Origin of the sequence: Variovorax sp. RA8 (assembly GCF_901827175.1) — a bacterium.
In the GTDB taxonomy this organism is placed as follows: domain Bacteria; phylum Pseudomonadota; class Gammaproteobacteria; order Burkholderiales; family Burkholderiaceae_C; genus Variovorax.
Genome location: NZ_LR594662.1, coordinates 626,409 through 645,066, shown reverse-complemented (window position 1 = coordinate 645,066; position 18,658 = coordinate 626,409). Strand labels below are relative to the sequence as shown.

The window sequence follows — 18,658 nt, the reverse complement described above, 5'->3', positions numbered from 1 at the left end:
CCAAGCTCTCCCGTCAACGACCCCAGCGCAGCACCATCGGATCGAGCCGCCTGGCCGTCTCGATCAGCCCCTTGCGCGTCTCCGGATGCAGCGCCGGCCACGGGTGGCGCGGCGCCTCGCAGGCGATCACCCCACCCTCCTTCATCAGCGCCTTGGCGGCCAGGAAGCCGGCCTGCCGGTTCTCGTAGTTGATCAGCGGCAGCCAACGCTCGTAGAGCGCATAGGCCCGCTCGCGATCGCCGTTGCGATGCGCCTCGATGATGGGCCGTATGCCGTCCGGATAGCCGCCGCCCGTCATCGACCCGGTGGCGCCGGCGTCCAGGTCGGGCAGCAGCGTGATCGCCTCTTCACCGTCCCACGGCCCTTCGATCGCCTCGCCGCCCAGGCGGATCAGCTCCCGCAGCTTCGATGCGGCGCCCGCGGTCTCGATCTTGAAGTAGGCCACGTGCTCGATCTCCATGGCCAGGCGCGCGAGGAACGACGCGGACAGCGGCGTGCCGCTGGCCGGCGCGTCCTGGATCATGATGGGGATGTCGATGGCGTCCGACAGGCGCGCATAGAACGCGTGGATCTGCGGCTCGATGCAGCGGAAGGTGGCGCCGTGGTACGGCGGCATCACCATCACCATGGCGGCCCCCAGGTCCTGCGCGCGGCGGCTGCGCTCGGCGCAGACGCGGGTGCTGGTGTGCGTGGTGGTGACGATCACCGGCACGCGGCCCGCGACATGCGCGAGCACGGTGCGCGTCAGCACCTCGCGTTCTTCGTCCGACAGCAGGAACTGCTCGGAGAAGTTCGCCAGGATGCAGATACCGTCCGAGCCGGCGTCGATCATGAAATCGATGCAGCGCTTCTGGCTGTCGAGGTCGAGCTCGCCCGATTCGGTGAAGGTGGTGGGCGCGACGGGATAGATGCCTCGATGGCGGGGGTTGTCCAGGGTCATGCAGGCTCCACGGAGAAAGTGCGGATCAGTGGGATCAGTGGCATCAATGGGAATGGCGCGGCACCTCGGCACCGCGGCAGCCCACCAGGAAGTCGAAGTCGCAGCCCTCGTCGGCTTGCAGCACATGGTCGATGTACAGGCGCCGGTAGCCGCCCCGTGCCTTTGCTGCGGGCAGTTCCTCGGCGGGCGCGGCCAGTGCAGCCAGGCGGGCGGCCAGTTCCTCGTTGCTGATGTCCAGGTGCAGGCGGCCCCCTTCGCAGTCCAGCTCGATCCAGTCGCCGTCGCGCACCGCCGCCAGCGGGCCGCCGGCGGCCGCCTCGGGCGCGACGTGCAGCACCACCGTGCCGTAGGCCGTGCCGCTCATGCGCGCGTCGGAGATGCGCACCATGTCCTTGACGCCCTGGCGCAGGAGCTTCGGCGGCAGGCCCATGTTGCCGACCTCGGCCATGCCGGGATAGCCGCGCGGGCCGCAGTTCTTCAGCACCAGCACCGAGCTCGCGTCGACCTCCAGCGATTCGTCGACGATTCGGCGCTTGTAGTGGTCGAAGTCCTCGAACACTACCGCGCGGCCACGGTGCTGGAGCAGCTCGGGCGTGGCAGCCGAAGGCTTGAGCACCGCGCCGCGCGGCGACAGGTTGCCGCGCAGGATGCGGATGCTGCCATCGTCCATCAGCGGCCGGTCCAGCGGGCGGATCACCTCGTCGTCGTAGCTGGGCGCTTCACGCACGTTGTCCCACAGCGTGCGGCCGTTGACGGTGAGCGCGCCGGGATGCGGCAGCAGCCCCGCCTCGCCCAGCCGGCGCAACACGGCGGGAAGACCGCCCGCGTAATAGAACTCCTCCATGAGGAAGCGACCCGAGGGCATCAGGTCGACGATGGTAGGCGTACCGCGGCCGATGCGGGTCCAGTCTTCCAGCGCCAGGTCGACGCCGATGCGCCCGGCGATGGCCTTCAGATGGATCACCGCGTTGGTCGAGCCGCCGATCGCCGCATTCACGCGGATGGCGTTCTCGAACGCCTCGCGCGTGAGGATCTTCGACAGCGTCAAGCCCTCGCGTGCCATCGCGACCGCGCGCGCGCCCGACATCTGCGCCAGCACGTAGCGGCGCGCGTCGACCGCCGGGATCGCCGCGTTGTGCGGCAGCGAGGTACCGAGCGCCTCCGCCATGCAGGCCATGGTCGAGGCTGTTCCCATGGTGTTGCAGGTGCCGGCTGAACGCGACATGCCGCCTTCGGCCGCGAGGAAGTGGTGCAGGTCGATCTCGCCCGCCTTGAACGACTCGTGCAGCTGCCACACCGCCGTCCCCGAGCCGATGTTGCGCCCCTCGAGCTTGCCGTTGAGCATCGGCCCACCGGTCACCACGATGGCGGGGACGTCGCAGCTTGCCGCGCCCATCAGCAGCGCAGGGGTGGTCTTGTCGCAGCCGGTGAGCAGCACCACCGCATCGATCGGGTTGCCGCGGATCGCCTCCTCCACGTCCATGCTCGCGAGGTTGCGCGTGAACATCGCGGTCGGCCGCAGGTTCGACTCGCCGTTGGAGAACACCGGGAACTCCACCGGAAAGCCGCCGGCCTCCGAGATGCCGCGCTTCACATGCTCGGCGATCTTGCGGAAGTGCGCATTGCATGGCGTGAGCTCCGACCAGGTGTTGCAGATGCCCACGATCGGGCGGCCGTCGAACTCGTGGTCGGGGATGCCCTGGTTCTTCATCCAGCTGCGGTACATGAAGCCATTCTTGTCGGCCGGGCCGAACCATTGGGCGGAACGTAGTTTCTTGGGGGCATCCGGCATGAGGCGGGCTTTCTCGGGAACAGTGTTTGGAGGACTCAGCGCCGCGGCGCGCGCGCGGTGAAGAAGCGCTGCAGCAGGCAGAAGAAGAAGAGCAAGGCGCCCACGACGATGCGCGTCCACCAGGAGCTCAGCGTGCCGTCGAAGGCGATCAGTGTCTGGATGATTCCGAGGGTGAGCACGCCGAACAGCGTGCCGGCCACATAGCCCACGCCGCCGGTCAGCAGCGTGCCGCCGATCACCACGGCCGCGATCGCGTCGAGCTCCAGCCCCATCGCGTGCAGGCCGTAGCCCGAGAGCATGTAGAAGGTGAAGATCACGCCCGCCAGCGCCGAGCAGAAGCCCGAGAGCGCATACACGCCCACGAGCGTCGAGCGCACCGGCAAGCCCATCAGCATGGCCGAGTGCTCGCTCCCGCCGATCGCGTAGACGGTGCGGCCGAAAGGCGTCCAGTGCGCGACGAAGACGGCGAGCACCAGCACGGCGAGGGCGATCACGGCGCTGACCGACAGCGAGGCCCCGAAGCCCACCGGGATGCGCAGCTGCGAGACCGATGCGTAGAACTCGTTGGTGATGCTGATCGAATCGATGCTGATCAGGTAGCAGAGCCCGCGCGCCAGGAACATGCCCGCGAGGGTGACGATGAAGGGCTGCAGCCGGAAGCGCTCGATCAGCACGCCCATCACCCCGCCGAAGGCCGTCCCCATCAGCAGCACCAGCGGGATGACGGCCGCGGGGTTCCACCCATGCTTCTCCACCAGCGAGGCCGAGACCATGGTGGTGAGCGCGATCACCGAGCCCACTGACAGGTCGATGCCGCCCGACAGGATCACGAAGCTCATGCCGACCGCCACCACGATCAGGAAAGCGTTGTCGATCAGCAGGTTGAGGAAGACCTGCGCCGAGAAGAAGCTGTCGTAGAGCACCGAGCCGAGTGCAGCCATCGCGACGAAGAGCGAGATGGTGGCAGCCAGCGGCAGGTACTTGGGGTTGAAGCGCGGGCGCCGCGCCGTGCCGGTCGCGGCGCCTAGCGCGGCCGTCTCCTGCTCCTGCATCACCGCGCTCATCGATCCGCTCCTTCGAGTGACGGCCGCCGCGCCAGGCTGCCGACGGCGGCACGGAACTCCGGAGACTGCAGCAGCATCACCGCGAACACCACCACCGCCTTCACCACCAGGTTGATCTCGGGCGGCACGCCCAGCGAGTAGATGGCGTAGGTCAATGTCTGGATGATGAGCGCGCCGATCACGCTGCCCACCAGGCTGAAGCGCCCGCCGGTGAGCGCGGTACCGCCGAGCGTGACGGCCAGGATGGCGTCGAGCTCGAGCAGCTGGCCGGCGTTGTTGCCGTCCGCGCTCTTCACGTTCGAGCTGATCAGCAGCCCCGCCACGCCGGCGCAGGCGCCGCAGAAAGCGTAGGCGCCCACCACCAGCCGGCGCGCCTGCACGCCGGCCACGCGTGCCGCCGTCGGGTTGATGCCCACCGCCTGGATGAACAGTCCAAGCGCGGTGCGCGTGAGCGCAAGGTAGAGCGCGATGAAGACGAGCGCCACGACGAAGAGCGCGAACGGCAGGCCCAGCAGGTAGCCACTGCCCAGGAAGAAGAAGGGCTGGTAGTAGATGGTGATGATCTGCCCGCCGGTGATGAGCTGCGCGATGCCGCGGCCCGCCACCATCAGGATCAACGTGGCGATGATGGGCTGCATGCCCACGCGTGCGACCAGCAGGCCGTTCCACAGCCCGCAGACCAGGGCAACGCCGATGGCCGAGGCGATGGCCACCGGCATCGGGAAGCGGCTGACGTTGCCCGAGACCGAGCCGCCGATCATCCAGGCCGCGAGCGCCGCCGCGATGGCGACCACCGCGCCCACCGAGATGTCGATGCCGCGCGTCGCGATCACCAGCGTCATGCCCAGCGAGACGAGCACCAGCGGCGCCGCGCGGTTCAGGATGTCGATCAGGCTGCCGTAGAGATGCCCGTCGCGCCACTCGAGATGCAGGAAGCCGGGGTTGAATGCCGCGTTGAGGGCGAGCAGCAGCACCAGCGCGAGCAGCGGCCAGGCAAGCCGGTGGCGCAAGGCGGTGGCGACAAAGCCGGAGGAGGGAGCGGTGCTCATGATGTGGCCGCGATCAGTTCGCATACTTCGTCTTCACTGCTGCCGGCCGGCAGCTCGCCCACCTTCCGGCGGTCCCGCAGCACCACGATGCGGTGCGCCACGCGCACCACCTCGCTCATCTCCGACGAGATGAAGAGCACCGCCATGCCGGCCTGCGCGAGCCGCAGGATCTGGTCCATGATTTCCTGCTTGGCGCCGACGTCGATGCCGCGCGTCGGTTCGTCGAGGATCAGCAGCCGCGGCTCGGTGGCGAGCCAGCGCGCGATCATGGCCTTCTGCTGGTTGCCGCCGGAGAGCAGGCCGATCGGCGTCTCCACGCTCGCCGTCTTGATGTCGAGCGCGGCTACGTAGCGCTCGGCCAGCGCGGTCTGCTCCGCGCGCGAGAGGAAGCGGCGCGTGCCCATCCTCGCCTGCAGCGCCAGCGCGATGTTCTCGCGCACGGACAGCTCGGCCACGATGCCGTCGGTCTTGCGCTCCTCGGGGCAAAGCGCAAGGCCGCGGCGGACCGCGTCGGCCGGACTGGCGAAGCGCACCACCTCGCCGTCGATGCGAAGCTGCCCGCGATCGGGCGCCTCCAGGCCGAAGAGCAGGCGCGCCAGCTCCGTTCGCCCGGCGCCCAGCAGGCCGGCGAGCCCGACGATCTCGCCGGCGCGAATGCGCAGGTCCACCGGCTGCAGCAGCCCCGACTGGCCAAGCCCCTGCGCTTCCAGCATCGCGGGTGTGTCGACGGCGACCACGGGCAGCGCGGCCGCCCGCGCCGACTGCGCGGCCAGCTCGCGCCCGAGCATCGCGGCAATCAGCGCCTGCGGCCCCAGCTCGCTCGCACGCCATTCGCCCACCCATGCGCCGTTGCGCAGGACGGTGATGCGGTCCGACACCTCGTACACCTGGTTCAGGAAGTGAGTGACGAACACGACGCACAAGCCCTCGCCGCGCAGCCGGCGCAACACGTCGAAAAGCTTGCGAACCTCGTCCTCGTCCAGGCTGGAGGTCGGCTCGTCCAGGATCAGCACCTTGGAGGACAGGCCGAGTGCGCGTGCGATCGCGACCATCTGCTGCACAGCGACCGGGTAGCTCGACAGCAGCCGCCCGACGTCGATCTCCAACCCGATGCGGGCCAGCAGCTCGCGCGCACGCCGATGCACGGCCGACCAGTCGATGCGAAAGCCCTCGATCGCGCCGCGCCGCGGGTAGCGGCCTGCGAACACGTTCTCGGCCACCGAGAGGTTGGGACAGAGATTGACCTCCTGGTAGACGGTGCTGATGCCCAGCTTCTGCGCCTCGAGCGGCGAGGCGGGCCGGATCGGCTGGCCGTCCAGCCGCATGGTGCCGCCGCCCGAGGGAAGCGCGCCGGTGAGCACCTTGATCAGCGTGGACTTGCCCGCGCCGTTCTGGCCCATCAACGCATGGATCTCGCCCGCATACAGCCGCAGCTGCACGTCGCGCAGCGCGCTGACGCCGGCGAACTGCTTGTGGATGCCCGAGAGCTCCAGGACCGGCTGCATCTCTGCGCTCATCACGGCCTCACTTGTTCTTGTTGTACACGTCGACGAACACCGCCGCCAGCAGCACCAGGCCCTTGATGACCTGCTGGTAGTCGATGCCGATGCCGAGGATCGACATGCCGTTGTTCATCACGCCCATCACGAAGGCGCCGATCACCGCGCCCATCACCTTGCCCACGCCGCCGGATGCCGATGCGCCGCCGATGAAGCAGGCCGCGATCACGTCCAGCTCGAAGCCCAGCCCGGCCTTGGGTGTGGCGGTGTTCAGGCGCGCCGCGAACACCAGCCCCGCCAGCGCGGCCAGCACGCCCATGTTGACGAAGGCCAGGAAGGCCAGCCGCTGCGTCTTGATGCCCGAGAGCCGCGCCGCCTTCTCGTTGCCGCCCAGCGCATAGATGCGCCGCCCGACGGTGGTCCGCGTGGTCACGAAGTCGTAGGCCACGATCAGCACCGCCATCACGATCAGCACGTTGGGCAGCCCCTTGTACGAGGCAAGCAGCCAGCTGAAGAACAGGATGATGGCCGCGAACAGCGCGTTCTTCAGCAGGAAGAAGGCGAAGGGCTCCGCCTCCATGCCTTGGCGCGCCAGCCGGGCGCGTGCGCGCAGCTTGAAGAACACCAGCGCCACTGCAGCCAGCGCGCCGAGAAGCAGCGAGGTCAGGCGCAGGCCGTCGGTGGCCAGGGCCTCGGGAATGAAGCCCGAGCTCAGGCGCTGGAAGGCGACCGGAAAGGGCCCGACCGACTGCCCCGCCAGCAGCGCCAGCGTCAGCCCCTTGAACACCAGCATGCCCGCCAGCGTGACGATGAAGGAAGGGATGCGGAAGTACGCCACGAACCAGCCTTGCGCGGCGCCGATCGCGCCGCCGGCGATCAGGCAGGCGAGGAAGGTGGGTACGAAATGCCACTCGTACTCCACCATCAGCACCGCGGCCAGCGCGCCGACGAAGCCGCACACCGAGCCCACCGACAGGTCGATGTGGCCGGCGACGATCACCAGCAGCATGCCCAGCGCCATGATGACGATGTAGCTGTTCTGCAGCACCAGGTTGGTGAGGTTGAGCGGCTGCAGCAGGGTGCCGTCGGTCAGCACCTGGAACAGCACCATGATCGCGACCAGCGAGATCAGCATGCCGTACTCGCGCAGGTTGCTCTTCAGGAAACCGGGGTGCATGGCGGCCTTCCCGGCCACGCCCTCCATGCCTGTTGCGGCCTTCGCCGCCTGTGCCTCATTGGCCATGGACGCCACCTCCCGAGTTCACGATCGCGCGCATGATGCGCTCCTGCGACGCCTCGGCCACCGGATATTCGGCGACGAAGCGTCCTTCGTTCATCACATAGATCCGGTCGCACATCCCGAGTAGCTCCGGCATTTCCGAGGAGATCATCAGGATGCCCTTGCCCTCGCTCGCGAGCTGGTCGATGAGGCTGTAGATCTCGTACTTGGCGCCTACGTCGATGCCGCGCGTCGGCTCGTCGAGGATCAGCAGCTGCGGCTTGGCGAAGAGCCACTTGCCCAGCACCACCTTCTGCTGGTTGCCGCCCGAGAGGTTCACCACCTGCTGGTAGACATCGGCGCTGCGGATGCGCAGCGCCTTGCGGTAGTCGTTCGCCACCTTGTACTCGCGCCCTTCGTCGATCACCATGGCGCTCGACACGGCCTCGAGGTTCGCGAGGCTGATGTTGGTGCGGATGTCTTCCTCCAGCACCAGGCCGGCGCCCTTGCGGTCCTCGGTCACGTAGGCGATGCCGTGGTCGATGGCCTTGCGGACGGTGTCGACGTCGACCTCCTCGCCGTGCATGCGCACCGTGCCGCTGATGCGCTGGCCGTAGGAGCGGCCGAACACGCTCATCGCGAATTCGGTGCGCCCGGCGCCCATCAGGCCCGCGATGCCGACGATCTCGCCGCGGCACACGTGCAGGTTCACGCCCTTGATCTGCTCGCGGTCGGCGTGCAGCGCGTGGTGCACCCGCCAGTCGCGCACCTCGAACATGCGCTCGCCGACGCGCGGCGTGCGCTGCGGATAGCGGTGCGCCATGTCGCGCCCGACCATGCCCCGGATGATGCGGTCCTCGCTGATCGGCTCGCGCCGGCAGTCGATGGTCTCGACCGTGCTGCCGTCGCGCAGCACGGTGATTGCATCGGCCACCTTGGCGATCTCGTTAAGCTTGTGCGAGATCAGGATCGAGGCAATGCCCTGCGCCTTGAGCTCCAGCAACAGGGCCAGCAGCGCTTCGCTGTCGCTCTCGTTCAGGCTGGCGGTCGGCTCGTCGAGGATCAGCAGCCGCACCCGCTTGGACAGCGCCTTCGCGATCTCGACCAGCTGCTGCTTGCCCACGCCCAGGTCCGAGACCAGCGTGGTCGGCCGCTCGTTCAGGCCCACCTTGGCCAGCAGCTCGCGCGTGCGGCGCCAGGCCTCGCTCCAGTCGATGATGCCGCCCCGCGCGGTCTCGTTGCCGAGGAAGATGTTCTCGGCGATCGACAACAGCGGCACCAGCGCGAGCTCCTGGTGGATGATGATGATGCCGAGTGCCTCGCTGTCGGCGATGCCGCGGAAGCGGCGCGGCTGGCCGTCGAAGTGGATATCGCCGCTGTAGGAGTCGCAGGGGTAGACGCCGCTGAGCACCTTCATCAGCGTGGACTTGCCGGCGCCGTTCTCGCCCACGACCGCGTGGATCTCGGCCGGGCGCACGGCGAGGTTGACCTTGTCCAGCGCGTTCACGCCGGGGAAGGTCTTGGTGATGCCGCGCATCTCGAGAAGAACGGCGTTCCTCACGAGGCTCGCATTGCTCACATCGATCACATCGCCGACATCGCTCAAGGGGCCTCCTTCGCAGCCGCGGGACGCACCGCCCGCTCGCCGTGCCGCACGCTCACTTGACCTGGCTTTCCTTGTAGTAGCCGCTGTCGACCAGCACCGGCTTCCAGTTCGAGGCGTCCACGCTCACCGGCTTCAGCAGGTAGGAAGGCACCACCTTCACGCCGTTGTTGTAGGTCTTGGTGTCGTTCACTTCCGGGGTCTTGCCGGCCAGCATGGCGTCGACCATCGCGACCGTGACCTTGGCCAGCTCGCGCGTGTCCTTGAACACGGTCGAGGTCTGCTCCTTGCGCAGGATCGACTTGACCGAAGGCACTTCCGCATCCTGCCCCGACACCACCGGCATCGGCTGCTGCGGCGTGCCGTAGCCTACGCCCTTGAGCGACGAGAGGATGCCGATCGACAGCCCGTCATAAGGCGAGAGCACCGCGTCCACGCGCTCCTTGGTGTAGTAGGCCGACAGCAGGTTGTCCATGCGCGACTGCGCGACCGCGCCGTCCCAGCGCAGCGTGCCGACCTTGTCCATCCCCATCTGCTTGCTGCGCACCACCAGCTTGCCGCTCTTGATGTACGGGTCCAGCACCGACATGGCGCCGTTGTAGAAGAAGAAGGCGTTGTTGTCGTCGGGCGAGCCGCCGAAGAGCTCGATGTTGAAGGGCCCCTTGCCGGACTTCAGGTCGAGCGCCTTCTCGATCGACTGCGCCTGCAGCACGCCGACCTGGAAGTTGTCGAAGGTCGCGTAGTAGTCGACGTTCTTCGAGCCCTTGATGAGCCGGTCGTAGGCGATGACCTTCACGCCCTTGTCGGCCGCCTTCTGCAGCACGTCCGAAAGCGTGCTGCCGTCGATGGCCGCGATCACGAGCACCTTCGACCCCTTGGTCACCATGTTCTCGATCTGCGCGAGCTGGTTCGGGATGTCGTCGTCGGCATATTGCAGGTCGGTCTTGTAGCCCTTCTCCTTGAAGTACTTGACCATGTTCGACCCGTCGGAGATCCAGCGGGCCGAGGACTTGGTCGGCATCGAGATCGCGATCGGGCCCTTGTCCTGGGCCTGGGCGAGCGAGGGAATGCCGGCCGAGCCGGCGATGGCGAGGGCGGCCGCGGCGAGCGCGGACTTGAGGAAGCTGCGTTTCATGGACTGTGTCTCCTGGGGTCGTTGGCGAGGCGAGCGGGCGTCGCGGCGCGCCGCTCTTTCAATACTTGCGCTTCGGGAATTCCTTCGCGGCGACTTCCATCGGGAAGATCGTCTCCTCCGTCACGATCCGCTTGGGCAGCGGCTTGCCGGCCTTGATGTCCTTCACGGCGGCCATCAGTTGCGGGCCCAGGAGCGGGCTGCACTCGACCGAGACATTTAGCTTGCCGGCCATCATGGCCTCGAAGGCGCCCTTCACCGCGTCGATGGAGATGATGGTGATGTCCTTGGCCGGCTTCAGCCCCGCCTCCTCGATCGCCTGGATCGCGCCGATGGCCATGTCGTCGTTGTGCGCGTAGAGCACATTGATCTTCTTGCCGTCGGCCTTGAGGAAGGCCTCCATCACCTCCTTGCCCTTGGCGCGCGTGAAGTCGCCGGTCTGCGAGCGGATGATCTTGAACTTCGGGTCGGCCTTGATGATTTCCTCGAAGCCCTTCTTGCGGTCGATCGCCGGCGCAGAGCCCACGGTGCCCTGCAGCTCGACGATGTTGACCTCGCCCTTCTGGTCCTTCATCTTCTCCACCAGCCAGCGCCCGGCCTTGCGCCCTTCCTCGACGAAGTCGGAACCCATGAAGCTCACATAGAGCGAGTCGTCCTTGGAGTTGACGGAGCGGTCGGTCAGCACCACCGGGATGTTGGCGGCCTTGGCCTCGCGCAGCACCGTTTCCCAGCCCGATTCGACCACCGGCGAGAACGCGATCACGTCCACCTTCTGCGCGATGAAGGAGCGGATGGCCTTGATCTGGTTCTCCTGCTTCTGCTGCGCATCGGAGAACTTGAGCTCGATGCCGGCCTCCTTCGCGGCCGACTTGATCGACTCGGTGTTGGCGGTGCGCCATTCGCTTTCGGCGCCGACCTGGCTGAAACCCAGGACGATCTTCTTCTGCGCCAGCGCGGTGGCCGGCAGGAGCGCGGCCAGGGAGGCGGCGGCGATGGCGGAGGTCAATGTACGGCGGGTCAGTTTCATGCTGTCGTCTCCTGGTTGGTATGGGCTGAAAGATCCGTCAAGCGTGCATGTAGCCGGTCTTCACCGTGGTGTAGAACTCGGCGGCGTGGCGCCCCTGCTCCCTTGCGCCGTAGCTCGACGCCTTGCGCCCGCCGAAGGGCACGTGGTAGTCGACGCCGGCCGTCGGCAGGTTGACCATGGTCATGCCGACGCGCGCATGGCGGCGGAAGTGCATCGCATGGCGCAGCGAGTTGGTGCAGATGCCGGCGCACAGGCCGAAGGGCGTGTCGTTGGCCAGCACGAGGGCATGCTCGGCATCGTCGGCCCGCAGCACGCAGGCCACCGGGCCGAAGACCTCCTCGCGCGCGATCCGGTGCGTGGGCCGGGCGAGGAACAGCGCGGGGCTCATGTAGTGGCCTTCGCTCGGCCGCTGCAGCAGCTCGCCGCCCCAGACGTGCTCGGCCCCCTCCTCGCGCGCGCTCGCGATGGCAGCCATGTTCTGCTCGAGCTGCGCGCGATCGGCCACCGGGCCGATGTCCACGCCCGGCTCCAGCGCATGGCCGACCTTCAACGCGACGATGCGCTGCTTGAGCCGTGCAACGAAGGCGTCGTGCACCGGCGCCTCGACGATGAGGCGGCTCGAGGCCGTGCAGCGCTGGCCGGTGGAGAAGTACGCACCCTGCACCGCGCAGTCGACGGCCAGTTCCAGGTCGGCATCGGCCAGCACCACCAGCGGGTTCTTGCCGCCCATCTCGAGCTGCACCTTGGCGCGCCGCGCGGCGGCAGCCTGCAGCACGCGCTCGCCGGTGGCGGCCGAGCCGGTGAAGCTGATCGCATCGACCAGCGGATGCTCGACCAGCGCCTGGCCGACCTCGCGGCCGCTGCCCATCACCAGGTTGAAGGTGCCCGCCGGCAGCGCGGCGCGGCTGATGATCTCGGCCAGCGCCCAGCCGCAGGCGGGCACCAGCTCGGAAGGCTTGAACACCACCGCATTGCCGCAAGCCAGCGCCGGCGCGATCTTCCAGGCGGGAATGGCGAGCGGGAAATTCCAGGGCGTGATCAGGCCCGCCACGCCCACCGGCTCGCGCGTGACGTCGACGTGCACGCCGGGCCGCAGCGAGGCGACGCTCTCGCCGCTCACGCGCAGGGCCTCGCCCGCGAAGAACTTGAAGATCTGCCCGGCGCGCGCGGCCTCGGCCACAGCCTCCGGCAGCGTCTTGCCTTCCTCGCGTGCCAGCAGCAGGCCCAGCTCGTCCCTGCGCGCAAGGATCTCGCTGCCGATCTGGTCGAGCGCGTCGGCGCGGCGCTGCGGCGTGGTCATGCCCCAGGCGCGGGAGGCGTCGGCCGCGGCCCGCACGGCCAGCTCGGTCTGGCTGCGGTCGGCGCGCGCGTACTCGGCCACCGTCTCGCGCAGGTCCGAGGGGTTGGTGCTCTGCCCGCTGGTCACGCCAGTCTCCCAGCGGCCATTGATGTAATGGCGGGCACTGAGCTGGACCTCGGGGCTGCGCTTCAACGTCGGAACTCCTGCTGGATGAGTGCGGCGGAGTGTAGGAATCGCACCGATATCTTTCCAATAGAGATTTGGATCGAATTGATACCCGAAACAGGATTCAGGAAAACCCGATGACGAACTACACGCACTGGTTCATCCGCGCGCGCCTCAAGACGCGACAGCTGCTGCTGCTGGTCGCGCTGGCCGAGGAAGGCAACATTCACCGCGCCGCGCAGGTGCTGAACATGACGCAGCCAGCCGCGTCGAAGCTGCTCAAGGACCTGGAGGACGTGCTGGAGGTGCCGCTTTTCGAGCGGCTGCCGCGCGGCATGCGGCCCACCTGGTACGGCGAGAGCATGATCCGCCACGCCCGCATGGCGCTGGCCAGCCTCAACGAGGCGCACGACGAGCTCGTGGCGCTCAAGGCCGGGCGCTTCGGCCAGGTGAGCGTGGGCACGATCACCGCGCCGGGCCTGACCCTGATGCCGCCGGCGATCGCGCTGGTGAAGCGCGACCAGCCCAACTTGCGCGTCGCCCTCGAGATCGAGACCAGCCGGGTGCTGATGGAGCGCTTCGAGCAGGGCAAGCTCGACATCCTGGTGGCGCGGCTGTCGGCCGAGCACGACAAGGCCAAGCTGCACTACGAGCCGCTGACCGAAGAGCCGGTGTCGGCGCTGGTGCGGACCGGCCATCCGCTGCTGGGGATGACCGGCCTCACGCTGCGCGACCTGGTGAGCGCCGGCTGGATCGTGCCGCCGGCGGGCAGCGTGCTGCGGCACCGCTTCGAGCTGATGTTCAGGGAGGAAGGGCTCGCGCCGCCGATGAACGTGATCGAGAGCTCGGCGCTGCTCTTCATCACCCGCATGCTGCAGCAGTCGGACATGCTCGCGGTGCTGGCGACCGACGTGGCGCGCTACTACGCGGCGCACGGCCTGGGCGCGATCTTGCCGGTGGCGGTGCCCTGCCACATGGACGCCTTCGGCATCATCACCCACACCGACCGCCTGCTCTCACCGGCCGCGAAGGTGATGATGCGCGCGCTCAAGGCCGCCAGCCTGGCGGTCTATGGGCGACAGCTGGAGGTCGAAGGCTGAAGGTGCGGGGTGCCTGACTTGCCGACCGCCCTCAAACCCAGCCCGCGTCGACCTTGAACTCCTGCGCGGTGCACATCGCGCCGTCGTCCGAGGCCAGGAACAGCACCATGCGGGCAATGTCGCGTGGCTGCAGGCGATCGGGCAGGCACTGGTTGCGCGCGAGGGCCTGCTCGCCTTCGGCATCGAGCCACAGGCGCACCTGGCGCTCGGTCATGACCCAGCCGGGCGAGACGGTGTTGATGCGAATACGGTCGCGGCCGAGGTTCACTGCCAGGCCGCGCGTGAGGCCGTTGACCGAGGACTTGGCGATCGCGTAGCACGGGTAGGCCCCGCCCTTGCCTTGCCAGCCGGTGGAGCCGAGGTTGACGATCGCACCGCCGCCCAGGCGCTTCATGCCGGGCACGACGGACTGGATGGCGAAGAAGGCCGGGCGCTCGTTGATCGCCATGCGCTCGTCGTAATAGTCGAGTGTGACGGACTCGAGCGTGTGGCGGTCGTCGCTTGCGACGTTGTTGACGAGCACGGCGAAGTCGCCGAGCTCGCGCGCGGCATCGGCGATCGCCGCCTGCAATGCGGCGATGTCGCGGACGTCGCAGCTGCGCCACCACGGCGCGCGATGGCCTGCTTCGGCGATCTGCGCCGCGAGCGCCGCGCTGGCCTCTTGCGCGATGTCGACGAAGGCGACCCGCGCGCCCTGTTCGGCGAAGGCGGCGACCATCGCGGCGCCGATGCCGCTGCCGCCGCCGGTCACGAAGACGGTCTTGTCGCGCAGGCTGGGGTAGGTGGAAAAGGGGGATGCGGGCGCGCGCGAGGCGGTAGCGGTCAAGAAGGTCTCCTGTGGATTGACATTGCAAATCGCGTATCAATCAATACGCGTTTGCCTACTTTCTCTTATCAATATGCCTTGCTACGATGCGGCGCGTCAAGGGCACTGCGTGGCCCGCGAGCCCTGCATCGGAGACAACCCGTGAGCACTTCCCCGACCTTTCCCGCCCCGCGCTTCGAAGGCGCGCTGCGCTGCATCCAGGCCGCGGGGGCGAGCCTCGGCGAAGGGCTGATGTGGTCGGTACGCGAACACGCGCTGTACTGGGTGGACATCCTCGAGAAGCGGCTGTGGCGGCTCGATCCTGCGAGCGGCGAGCAGGACCAGTGGGGCTTCGACGAGGAGATCTCGGCACTGGCGGAACGCGAGAACGCGCCGGGCCTGATCGTCACGCTGAGGCGCGGCTTCGCCTTCTTCGATCCGGCGAAAGCCGGCGCAGGGCCCCGGTGGCTGCACCGGCCCGAGCGGGCGCTCCTCACCAACCGCTTCAACGATGGCAAGTGCGATGCCCGCGGCCGGTTCTGGGGCGGCACCATGGACTTCGACTGCGTGGCCCCGAGCGGCGCGCTGTACCGTTTCGACCCCGACGGGCAGTGCACCCAGCATGACAGCGGCTTCGCGGTCACCAACGGGCCGACCTGGTCGCTGGACGGGCGCACGATGTACTTCAACGACACGGTCCAGGGCGGTATCCACGCCTATGACTTCGATCCCGAGCATGGCACTCTCGCCCACCGCCGGCTCTGGCTGCGCTTCGCGCGCCGCGACGGCCTGCCCGACGGCATGACCACCGACGCGGCCGGCCGGCTCTGGATCGCCCATTGGGCGGGCGGCTGCGTGAGCTGCCACCACCCGCTGAGCGGCGAGGAACTGGGGCGCATCGCGCTGCCGGTGAGCCAGGTCACCAACTGCACCTTCGGAGGACCCGAGTTGCGCACGCTGTACATCACGTCGGCCAAGGCCGGCCTGGACGAAGCCCGCCGCGCGGCCGAGCCGCTGGCCGGCGGGCTGTTCGCGATCGAGGTGGACAGCCCCGGGCTGCCCGCCTTCCGCTTCGGTGGCTGAGCCCATGACCGCGGACCTTGCGCACCCTGTCGTCTGGCTGCGCCACGGCCGCCAGCGCCTGGGCCTCGTGCCTTCGCTCGGCGGCAGCGTCGCTGCATGGCAGATCGAGCGCGCGGACGGCCTCTTCGACCTGTGGCGGCCCTGGGATGGCATCACGCTCGACCTCTACCGCATGGCCTCCTTCCCGATGGTGCCGTGGTCCAACCGCATCAGCGGCGGCGGCTTCGAGGAAGGCGGCCAGTTCCATCCGGTGCGTCCCAACCGCGCGGGCGAGCCCTGCCCGATCCACGGAGACGGCTGGCTGCAGGGCTGGCAGCTCGACAGCCCGGTGGACGATGCCGCGACGATGACGCTGCATTCACGGCGCTTCGAAGGCAACCCCTACGAATACCAGGCGAGCCAGCACTTTCGCCTGGTCGACGAGGGCCTGGACCAGACGCTCGAGGTCCGGCACCTGGGCCACACGCCGCTGCCCTACGGCCTGGGCGTGCATCCCTGGTTCATGCGAACGGCCGGCACGCGCATCGTCGCGCCGGTGCAAGGTGTCTGGCTCTGCGGCAGCGATCCGCTGCCGACGCGGCACACGGGCGAGATCCCGGAGGATTGGGACCTGGGACGGGGCGCACCCGCCTTCGGGAGCTTTGTCGACAACGCCTACACCGGCTGGGGCGGCCACGCGCGCATCGAGTGGCCGGAGCATCGCCTGCAGCTCAGCCTGACGATGCCGGACTTCGTCGAGGGCGGCGGCGCGGCGCGCCACTACTGCCTGATGTATCGGCCGCCCAAAGGGCCGGCTTTCTGCTTCGAGCCGATCACCCAGCCCATCGATGCTTTTCACCTGGAAGGCCGGCCGGGCTTGCGCACACTCGGTTCGGGAGAGACGCTGAAGATGCGCATCCAATGGCGCATCGAGCCCTTCGGTGGCCAGCCTGCGGCGGGTGACGGCAGCCCCTGACCACATCGCTCACGCGGCAGAGGCCAGCAGATGCTCCGCCCGCATCGGCAGGCTGCGCAAGCGTCGGCCGGTGGCATGGAACACCGCGTTCGCGATGGCCGGGGCTACGCCCACCATCGCGACCTCGCCCAGGCCCTGGATGCCGAGCGGGTTGATCAGCGGATCCGGCGCACCTGCGTCCAGCAGGGCTGCAGGGCTGCAGGGCCAGCCAGCTTCCGCGCTTCCACGACTTCTAGCTAGGACCTGCGGTTCTTCAGCACGACAAGCTTGGAGAGGCCGAGCAGATTGACCGACTCGATGCCGACCACTTCCCAGTCGTGGGAGAGGATCTGCTCCTCGTAGCGGAAGTCGGAACGAAAGCCGATGTGCTCGGCCGCAGAACGAAAGGCCCGTTCCATGAGCCACCAGAAGCCGCTTCCACTGAAGTGGTTGAGCACGACGATGGTCCCTTCGGGCTTGCACACGCGGCGGATCTCGCGCACCAGTTCGGCCGGCCGGGGCGTGACGGACAGCACGTAAGGCAGGGTCACGCAGTCGAACGTTCCATCCGCAAAGCTCATGCGCTCCGCGTTCATGGACTCGATGGTGATCTGGTGATCGGGCAGACCGCGCGCCCGTTCACGCGCCCGCTCGAGCATCTCGTGGGACAGGTCGATGCCCACGATCCTCGAAGCGGTTGGGTAGCGCCCCAGGGCGAGCCCGGTCCCGACACCGACCTCGAGGAGCGACGCGGGCTGCAGCGTGCGAACGACCTCCGCCATGCGGCTTCGTCCGGGCTCGAGCACTTGTCCGAAAAGCAGGTCATACACGGGCGCGAGGCGCTTGTAGGCGCGGGCAACGCCGGCTTCCGACAGGGCCGGCTCCGGCCTTGACTGGACCGGGAGACTCGGCTGGCCGAAGTGTTCGGATCGTGCTCTGCTTTCCTTCATCGTTCTGGCCTCCAGGCTGTGCGGCGTTGCTGCGCCTGCGCGCGGATCGTGGGGACCTTCGGTTTGCCGGGCGCAGTGACGCACAGCCCGAGGCGCGAATCAGCTTTGTTCCAACAATCACAACGCGAAGGCCATCGAAGAACAGTTCCGCAAAATGGGGCGTGGCGCAAGTGCCTTCATGCGGTGATTCTGGCGCGGCTCGCTCCTACAGGCATCCGCCGAGGAGCCGGACGTAGTGCAGGGCGTTGTGTCTCGCATGGTCCGGCGCCGCGGCACCGATGAGTGCAGGCGAACGGCCGGGGATTGGACGATCCATTCGTTCGTCTCGGCGGGCTACGCGCCTCAAGCCAGGTTCGCGGCCTTCCCAGGCGAGTACATGACCACGAGTGCAGTGGCCGCACCCGAAAGACTGTGGCCACGGTGCGGCATGCGCGAATCGAAATGGATCGTGTCGCCGGCCTCGAGGATGTACTTGTCCATGCCCACCTGCCATTCGATGCGCCCCGTCAGCACGTGGAGCAGCTCCTCGCCGTCATGCTCGAAGAAGACGAACTTGTCGACCTCGGCAGGAAAGGAGAACAGGAAGGGCTGGAGCGCCCGCCCCTCGGTCGCGTCGGTGAGCGCGAAGTAGTCGTAGCCGAAGGCACTGCCGCCGAGCACGGTCGCGCGCTTCTCGCTTTTGCGCACGACGCTGGCGCCGCGCCATCGGCTGCGCACGCCCGCAGTCTGCAGCAACGCCGCGGCTTCGATGCCGAGCACGTCGGCGATGCGGGAGAGCGTGCCGATGGGCGGCACCTTCTTGCCGTTCTCGATACGCGAGAGGTAGGCCTTGCCGAAGCCTGCGCGCTCAGCGAGCTCAGCCAGGGTCAGGCCGGCAGCGAGCCGCTGCTGCTTGATCCGCGCGCCCAGATCGACAGGCAGGGGCGCGTCGTCCTGCGGTGTGGCGTTCGTTTCGCCATTTGCTCTTGTCTCAGGGCGTTTGGTCGTTGGCATGTC

Annotated in this window: 16 protein-coding genes; 3 read left to right on the top strand and 13 right to left on the bottom strand. The window is 68.2% G+C overall.

The annotated features are described in order from the left end of the window. Positions 1 to 13 precede the first annotated feature (13 nt). The 10 genes from E5P3_RS03070 to E5P3_RS03025 all read right to left on the bottom strand — a co-directional run bounded on the left by E5P3_RS03070 (position 14) and on the right by E5P3_RS03025 (position 12,817). Positions 14 to 940 (bottom strand): dihydrodipicolinate synthase family protein, encoded by a 927-nt coding sequence (locus tag E5P3_RS03070; protein WP_162584630.1) that lies wholly within the window; start codon positions 938 to 940, stop codon positions 14 to 16. 43 nt (positions 941 to 983) lie between these two features. Beyond that, entirely contained in the window at positions 984 to 2,732 is a 1,749-nt protein-coding gene (locus E5P3_RS03065) for an IlvD/Edd family dehydratase (protein ID WP_162584629.1), read from the bottom strand. Between the two features lie 35 nt (positions 2,733 to 2,767). Further along, the gene (gene yjfF / locus E5P3_RS03060) at positions 2,768 to 3,796 is read right to left on the bottom strand and encodes a galactofuranose ABC transporter, permease protein YjfF (protein ID WP_162584628.1); all 1,029 of its coding nucleotides are present in this window, start codon (positions 3,794 to 3,796) and stop codon (positions 2,768 to 2,770) included. Further along, positions 3,793 to 4,845, bottom strand: a complete 1,053-nt coding sequence (locus E5P3_RS03055; protein ID WP_162584627.1) for an ABC transporter permease — start codon at positions 4,843 to 4,845, stop codon at positions 3,793 to 3,795. Before E5P3_RS03055 ends, yjfF begins: the two co-directional genes overlap by 4 nt. Beyond that, on the bottom strand, positions 4,842 to 6,362 hold the full coding sequence (locus E5P3_RS03050) for a sugar ABC transporter ATP-binding protein (protein WP_162584626.1): 1,521 nt from the start codon (positions 6,360 to 6,362) through the stop codon (positions 4,842 to 4,844). The genes E5P3_RS03055 and E5P3_RS03050 overlap by 4 nt, the downstream gene beginning before the upstream one ends. Positions 6,363 to 6,369: 7 nt before the next feature. Beyond that, the gene (mmsB, locus tag E5P3_RS03045) at positions 6,370 to 7,548 is read right to left on the bottom strand and encodes a multiple monosaccharide ABC transporter permease (RefSeq protein WP_197894003.1); all 1,179 of its coding nucleotides are present in this window, start codon (positions 7,546 to 7,548) and stop codon (positions 6,370 to 6,372) included. Between the two features lie 28 nt (positions 7,549 to 7,576). Beyond that, positions 7,577 to 9,100: a multiple monosaccharide ABC transporter ATP-binding protein gene (mmsA, locus tag E5P3_RS03040; RefSeq protein ID WP_162589508.1), complete on the bottom strand. Its 1,524-nt coding sequence runs from the start codon at positions 9,098 to 9,100 to the stop codon at positions 7,577 to 7,579. A gap of 121 nt (positions 9,101 to 9,221) precedes the next feature. Continuing rightward, the gene (gene chvE, locus E5P3_RS03035) at positions 9,222 to 10,301 is read right to left on the bottom strand and encodes a multiple monosaccharide ABC transporter substrate-binding protein (RefSeq protein ID WP_162584624.1); all 1,080 of its coding nucleotides are present in this window, start codon (positions 10,299 to 10,301) and stop codon (positions 9,222 to 9,224) included. Positions 10,302 to 10,359: 58 nt separating this feature from the next. After that, the gene (locus E5P3_RS03030; protein ID WP_162584623.1) at positions 10,360 to 11,325 is read right to left on the bottom strand and encodes an ABC transporter substrate-binding protein; all 966 of its coding nucleotides are present in this window, start codon (positions 11,323 to 11,325) and stop codon (positions 10,360 to 10,362) included. A 37-nt stretch (positions 11,326 to 11,362) separates the two neighbouring features. Next, positions 11,363 to 12,817 (bottom strand): aldehyde dehydrogenase family protein, encoded by a 1,455-nt coding sequence (locus E5P3_RS03025; protein WP_197893932.1) that lies wholly within the window; start codon positions 12,815 to 12,817, stop codon positions 11,363 to 11,365. 110 nt (positions 12,818 to 12,927) lie between these two features. Between E5P3_RS03025 and E5P3_RS03020 the strand changes: the two genes are divergently transcribed. Continuing rightward, the gene (locus E5P3_RS03020; protein WP_162584622.1) at positions 12,928 to 13,890 is read left to right on the top strand and encodes a LysR family transcriptional regulator; all 963 of its coding nucleotides are present in this window, start codon (positions 12,928 to 12,930) and stop codon (positions 13,888 to 13,890) included. Between the two features lie 31 nt (positions 13,891 to 13,921). Here E5P3_RS03020 and E5P3_RS03015 read toward each other — a convergent pair whose 3' ends face one another. Then, a complete protein-coding gene (locus E5P3_RS03015) occupies positions 13,922 to 14,716 on the bottom strand; it encodes an SDR family NAD(P)-dependent oxidoreductase (protein ID WP_162584621.1) in 795 nt (264 codons plus the stop codon). Positions 14,717 to 14,857: 141 nt separating this feature from the next. On the opposite strand from E5P3_RS03015, the gene E5P3_RS03010 reads away from it, so the two are divergent. Continuing rightward, positions 14,858 to 15,778 (top strand): SMP-30/gluconolactonase/LRE family protein, encoded by a 921-nt coding sequence (locus E5P3_RS03010; RefSeq protein WP_232072962.1) that lies wholly within the window; start codon positions 14,858 to 14,860, stop codon positions 15,776 to 15,778. A 4-nt stretch (positions 15,779 to 15,782) separates the two neighbouring features. After that, a complete protein-coding gene (locus tag E5P3_RS03005; protein WP_162584620.1) occupies positions 15,783 to 16,733 on the top strand; it encodes an aldose 1-epimerase in 951 nt (316 codons plus the stop codon). A gap of 236 nt (positions 16,734 to 16,969) precedes the next feature. On the opposite strand, the gene E5P3_RS03000 is transcribed toward E5P3_RS03005, so the two are convergent. Next, positions 16,970 to 17,662 carry a class I SAM-dependent methyltransferase gene (locus tag E5P3_RS03000; RefSeq protein WP_162584619.1) on the bottom strand — a complete coding sequence of 231 codons (693 nt, stop codon included), beginning with the start codon at positions 17,660 to 17,662 and terminating at the stop codon, positions 16,970 to 16,972. A gap of 342 nt (positions 17,663 to 18,004) precedes the next feature. After that, entirely contained in the window at positions 18,005 to 18,655 is a 651-nt protein-coding gene (locus E5P3_RS02995) for a helix-turn-helix domain-containing protein (protein ID WP_162584618.1), read from the bottom strand. Positions 18,656 to 18,658: the final 3 nt, after the last annotated feature.

Coding starts and splice junctions, on each gene's coding strand:
- mmsB (WP_197894003.1), bottom strand. CDS start 7,548: ATGGAGGGCGTGGCCGGGAAGGCCGCCATGCACCCCGGTTTCCTGAAG.
- E5P3_RS03005 (WP_162584620.1), top strand. CDS start 15,783: ATGACCGCGGACCTTGCGCACCCTGTCGTCTGGCTGCGCCACGGCCGC.
- chvE (WP_162584624.1), bottom strand. CDS start 10,301: ATGAAACGCAGCTTCCTCAAGTCCGCGCTCGCCGCGGCCGCCCTCGCC.
- E5P3_RS03055 (WP_162584627.1), bottom strand. CDS start 4,845: ATGAGCACCGCTCCCTCCTCCGGCTTTGTCGCCACCGCCTTGCGCCAC.
- E5P3_RS03065 (WP_162584629.1), bottom strand. CDS start 2,732: ATGCCGGATGCCCCCAAGAAACTACGTTCCGCCCAATGGTTCGGCCCG.
- mmsA (WP_162589508.1), bottom strand. CDS start 9,100: ATGCGCGGCATCACCAAGACCTTCCCCGGCGTGAACGCGCTGGACAAG.
- E5P3_RS03070 (WP_162584630.1), bottom strand. CDS start 940: ATGACCCTGGACAACCCCCGCCATCGAGGCATCTATCCCGTCGCGCCC.
- yjfF (WP_162584628.1), bottom strand. CDS start 3,796: ATGAGCGCGGTGATGCAGGAGCAGGAGACGGCCGCGCTAGGCGCCGCG.
- E5P3_RS03020 (WP_162584622.1), top strand. CDS start 12,928: ATGACGAACTACACGCACTGGTTCATCCGCGCGCGCCTCAAGACGCGA.
- E5P3_RS02995 (WP_162584618.1), bottom strand. CDS start 18,655: ATGCCAACGACCAAACGCCCTGAGACAAGAGCAAATGGCGAAACGAAC.
- E5P3_RS03030 (WP_162584623.1), bottom strand. CDS start 11,325: ATGAAACTGACCCGCCGTACATTGACCTCCGCCATCGCCGCCGCCTCC.
- E5P3_RS03000 (WP_162584619.1), bottom strand. CDS start 17,662: ATGAAGGAAAGCAGAGCACGATCCGAACACTTCGGCCAGCCGAGTCTC.
- E5P3_RS03050 (WP_162584626.1), bottom strand. CDS start 6,362: ATGAGCGCAGAGATGCAGCCGGTCCTGGAGCTCTCGGGCATCCACAAG.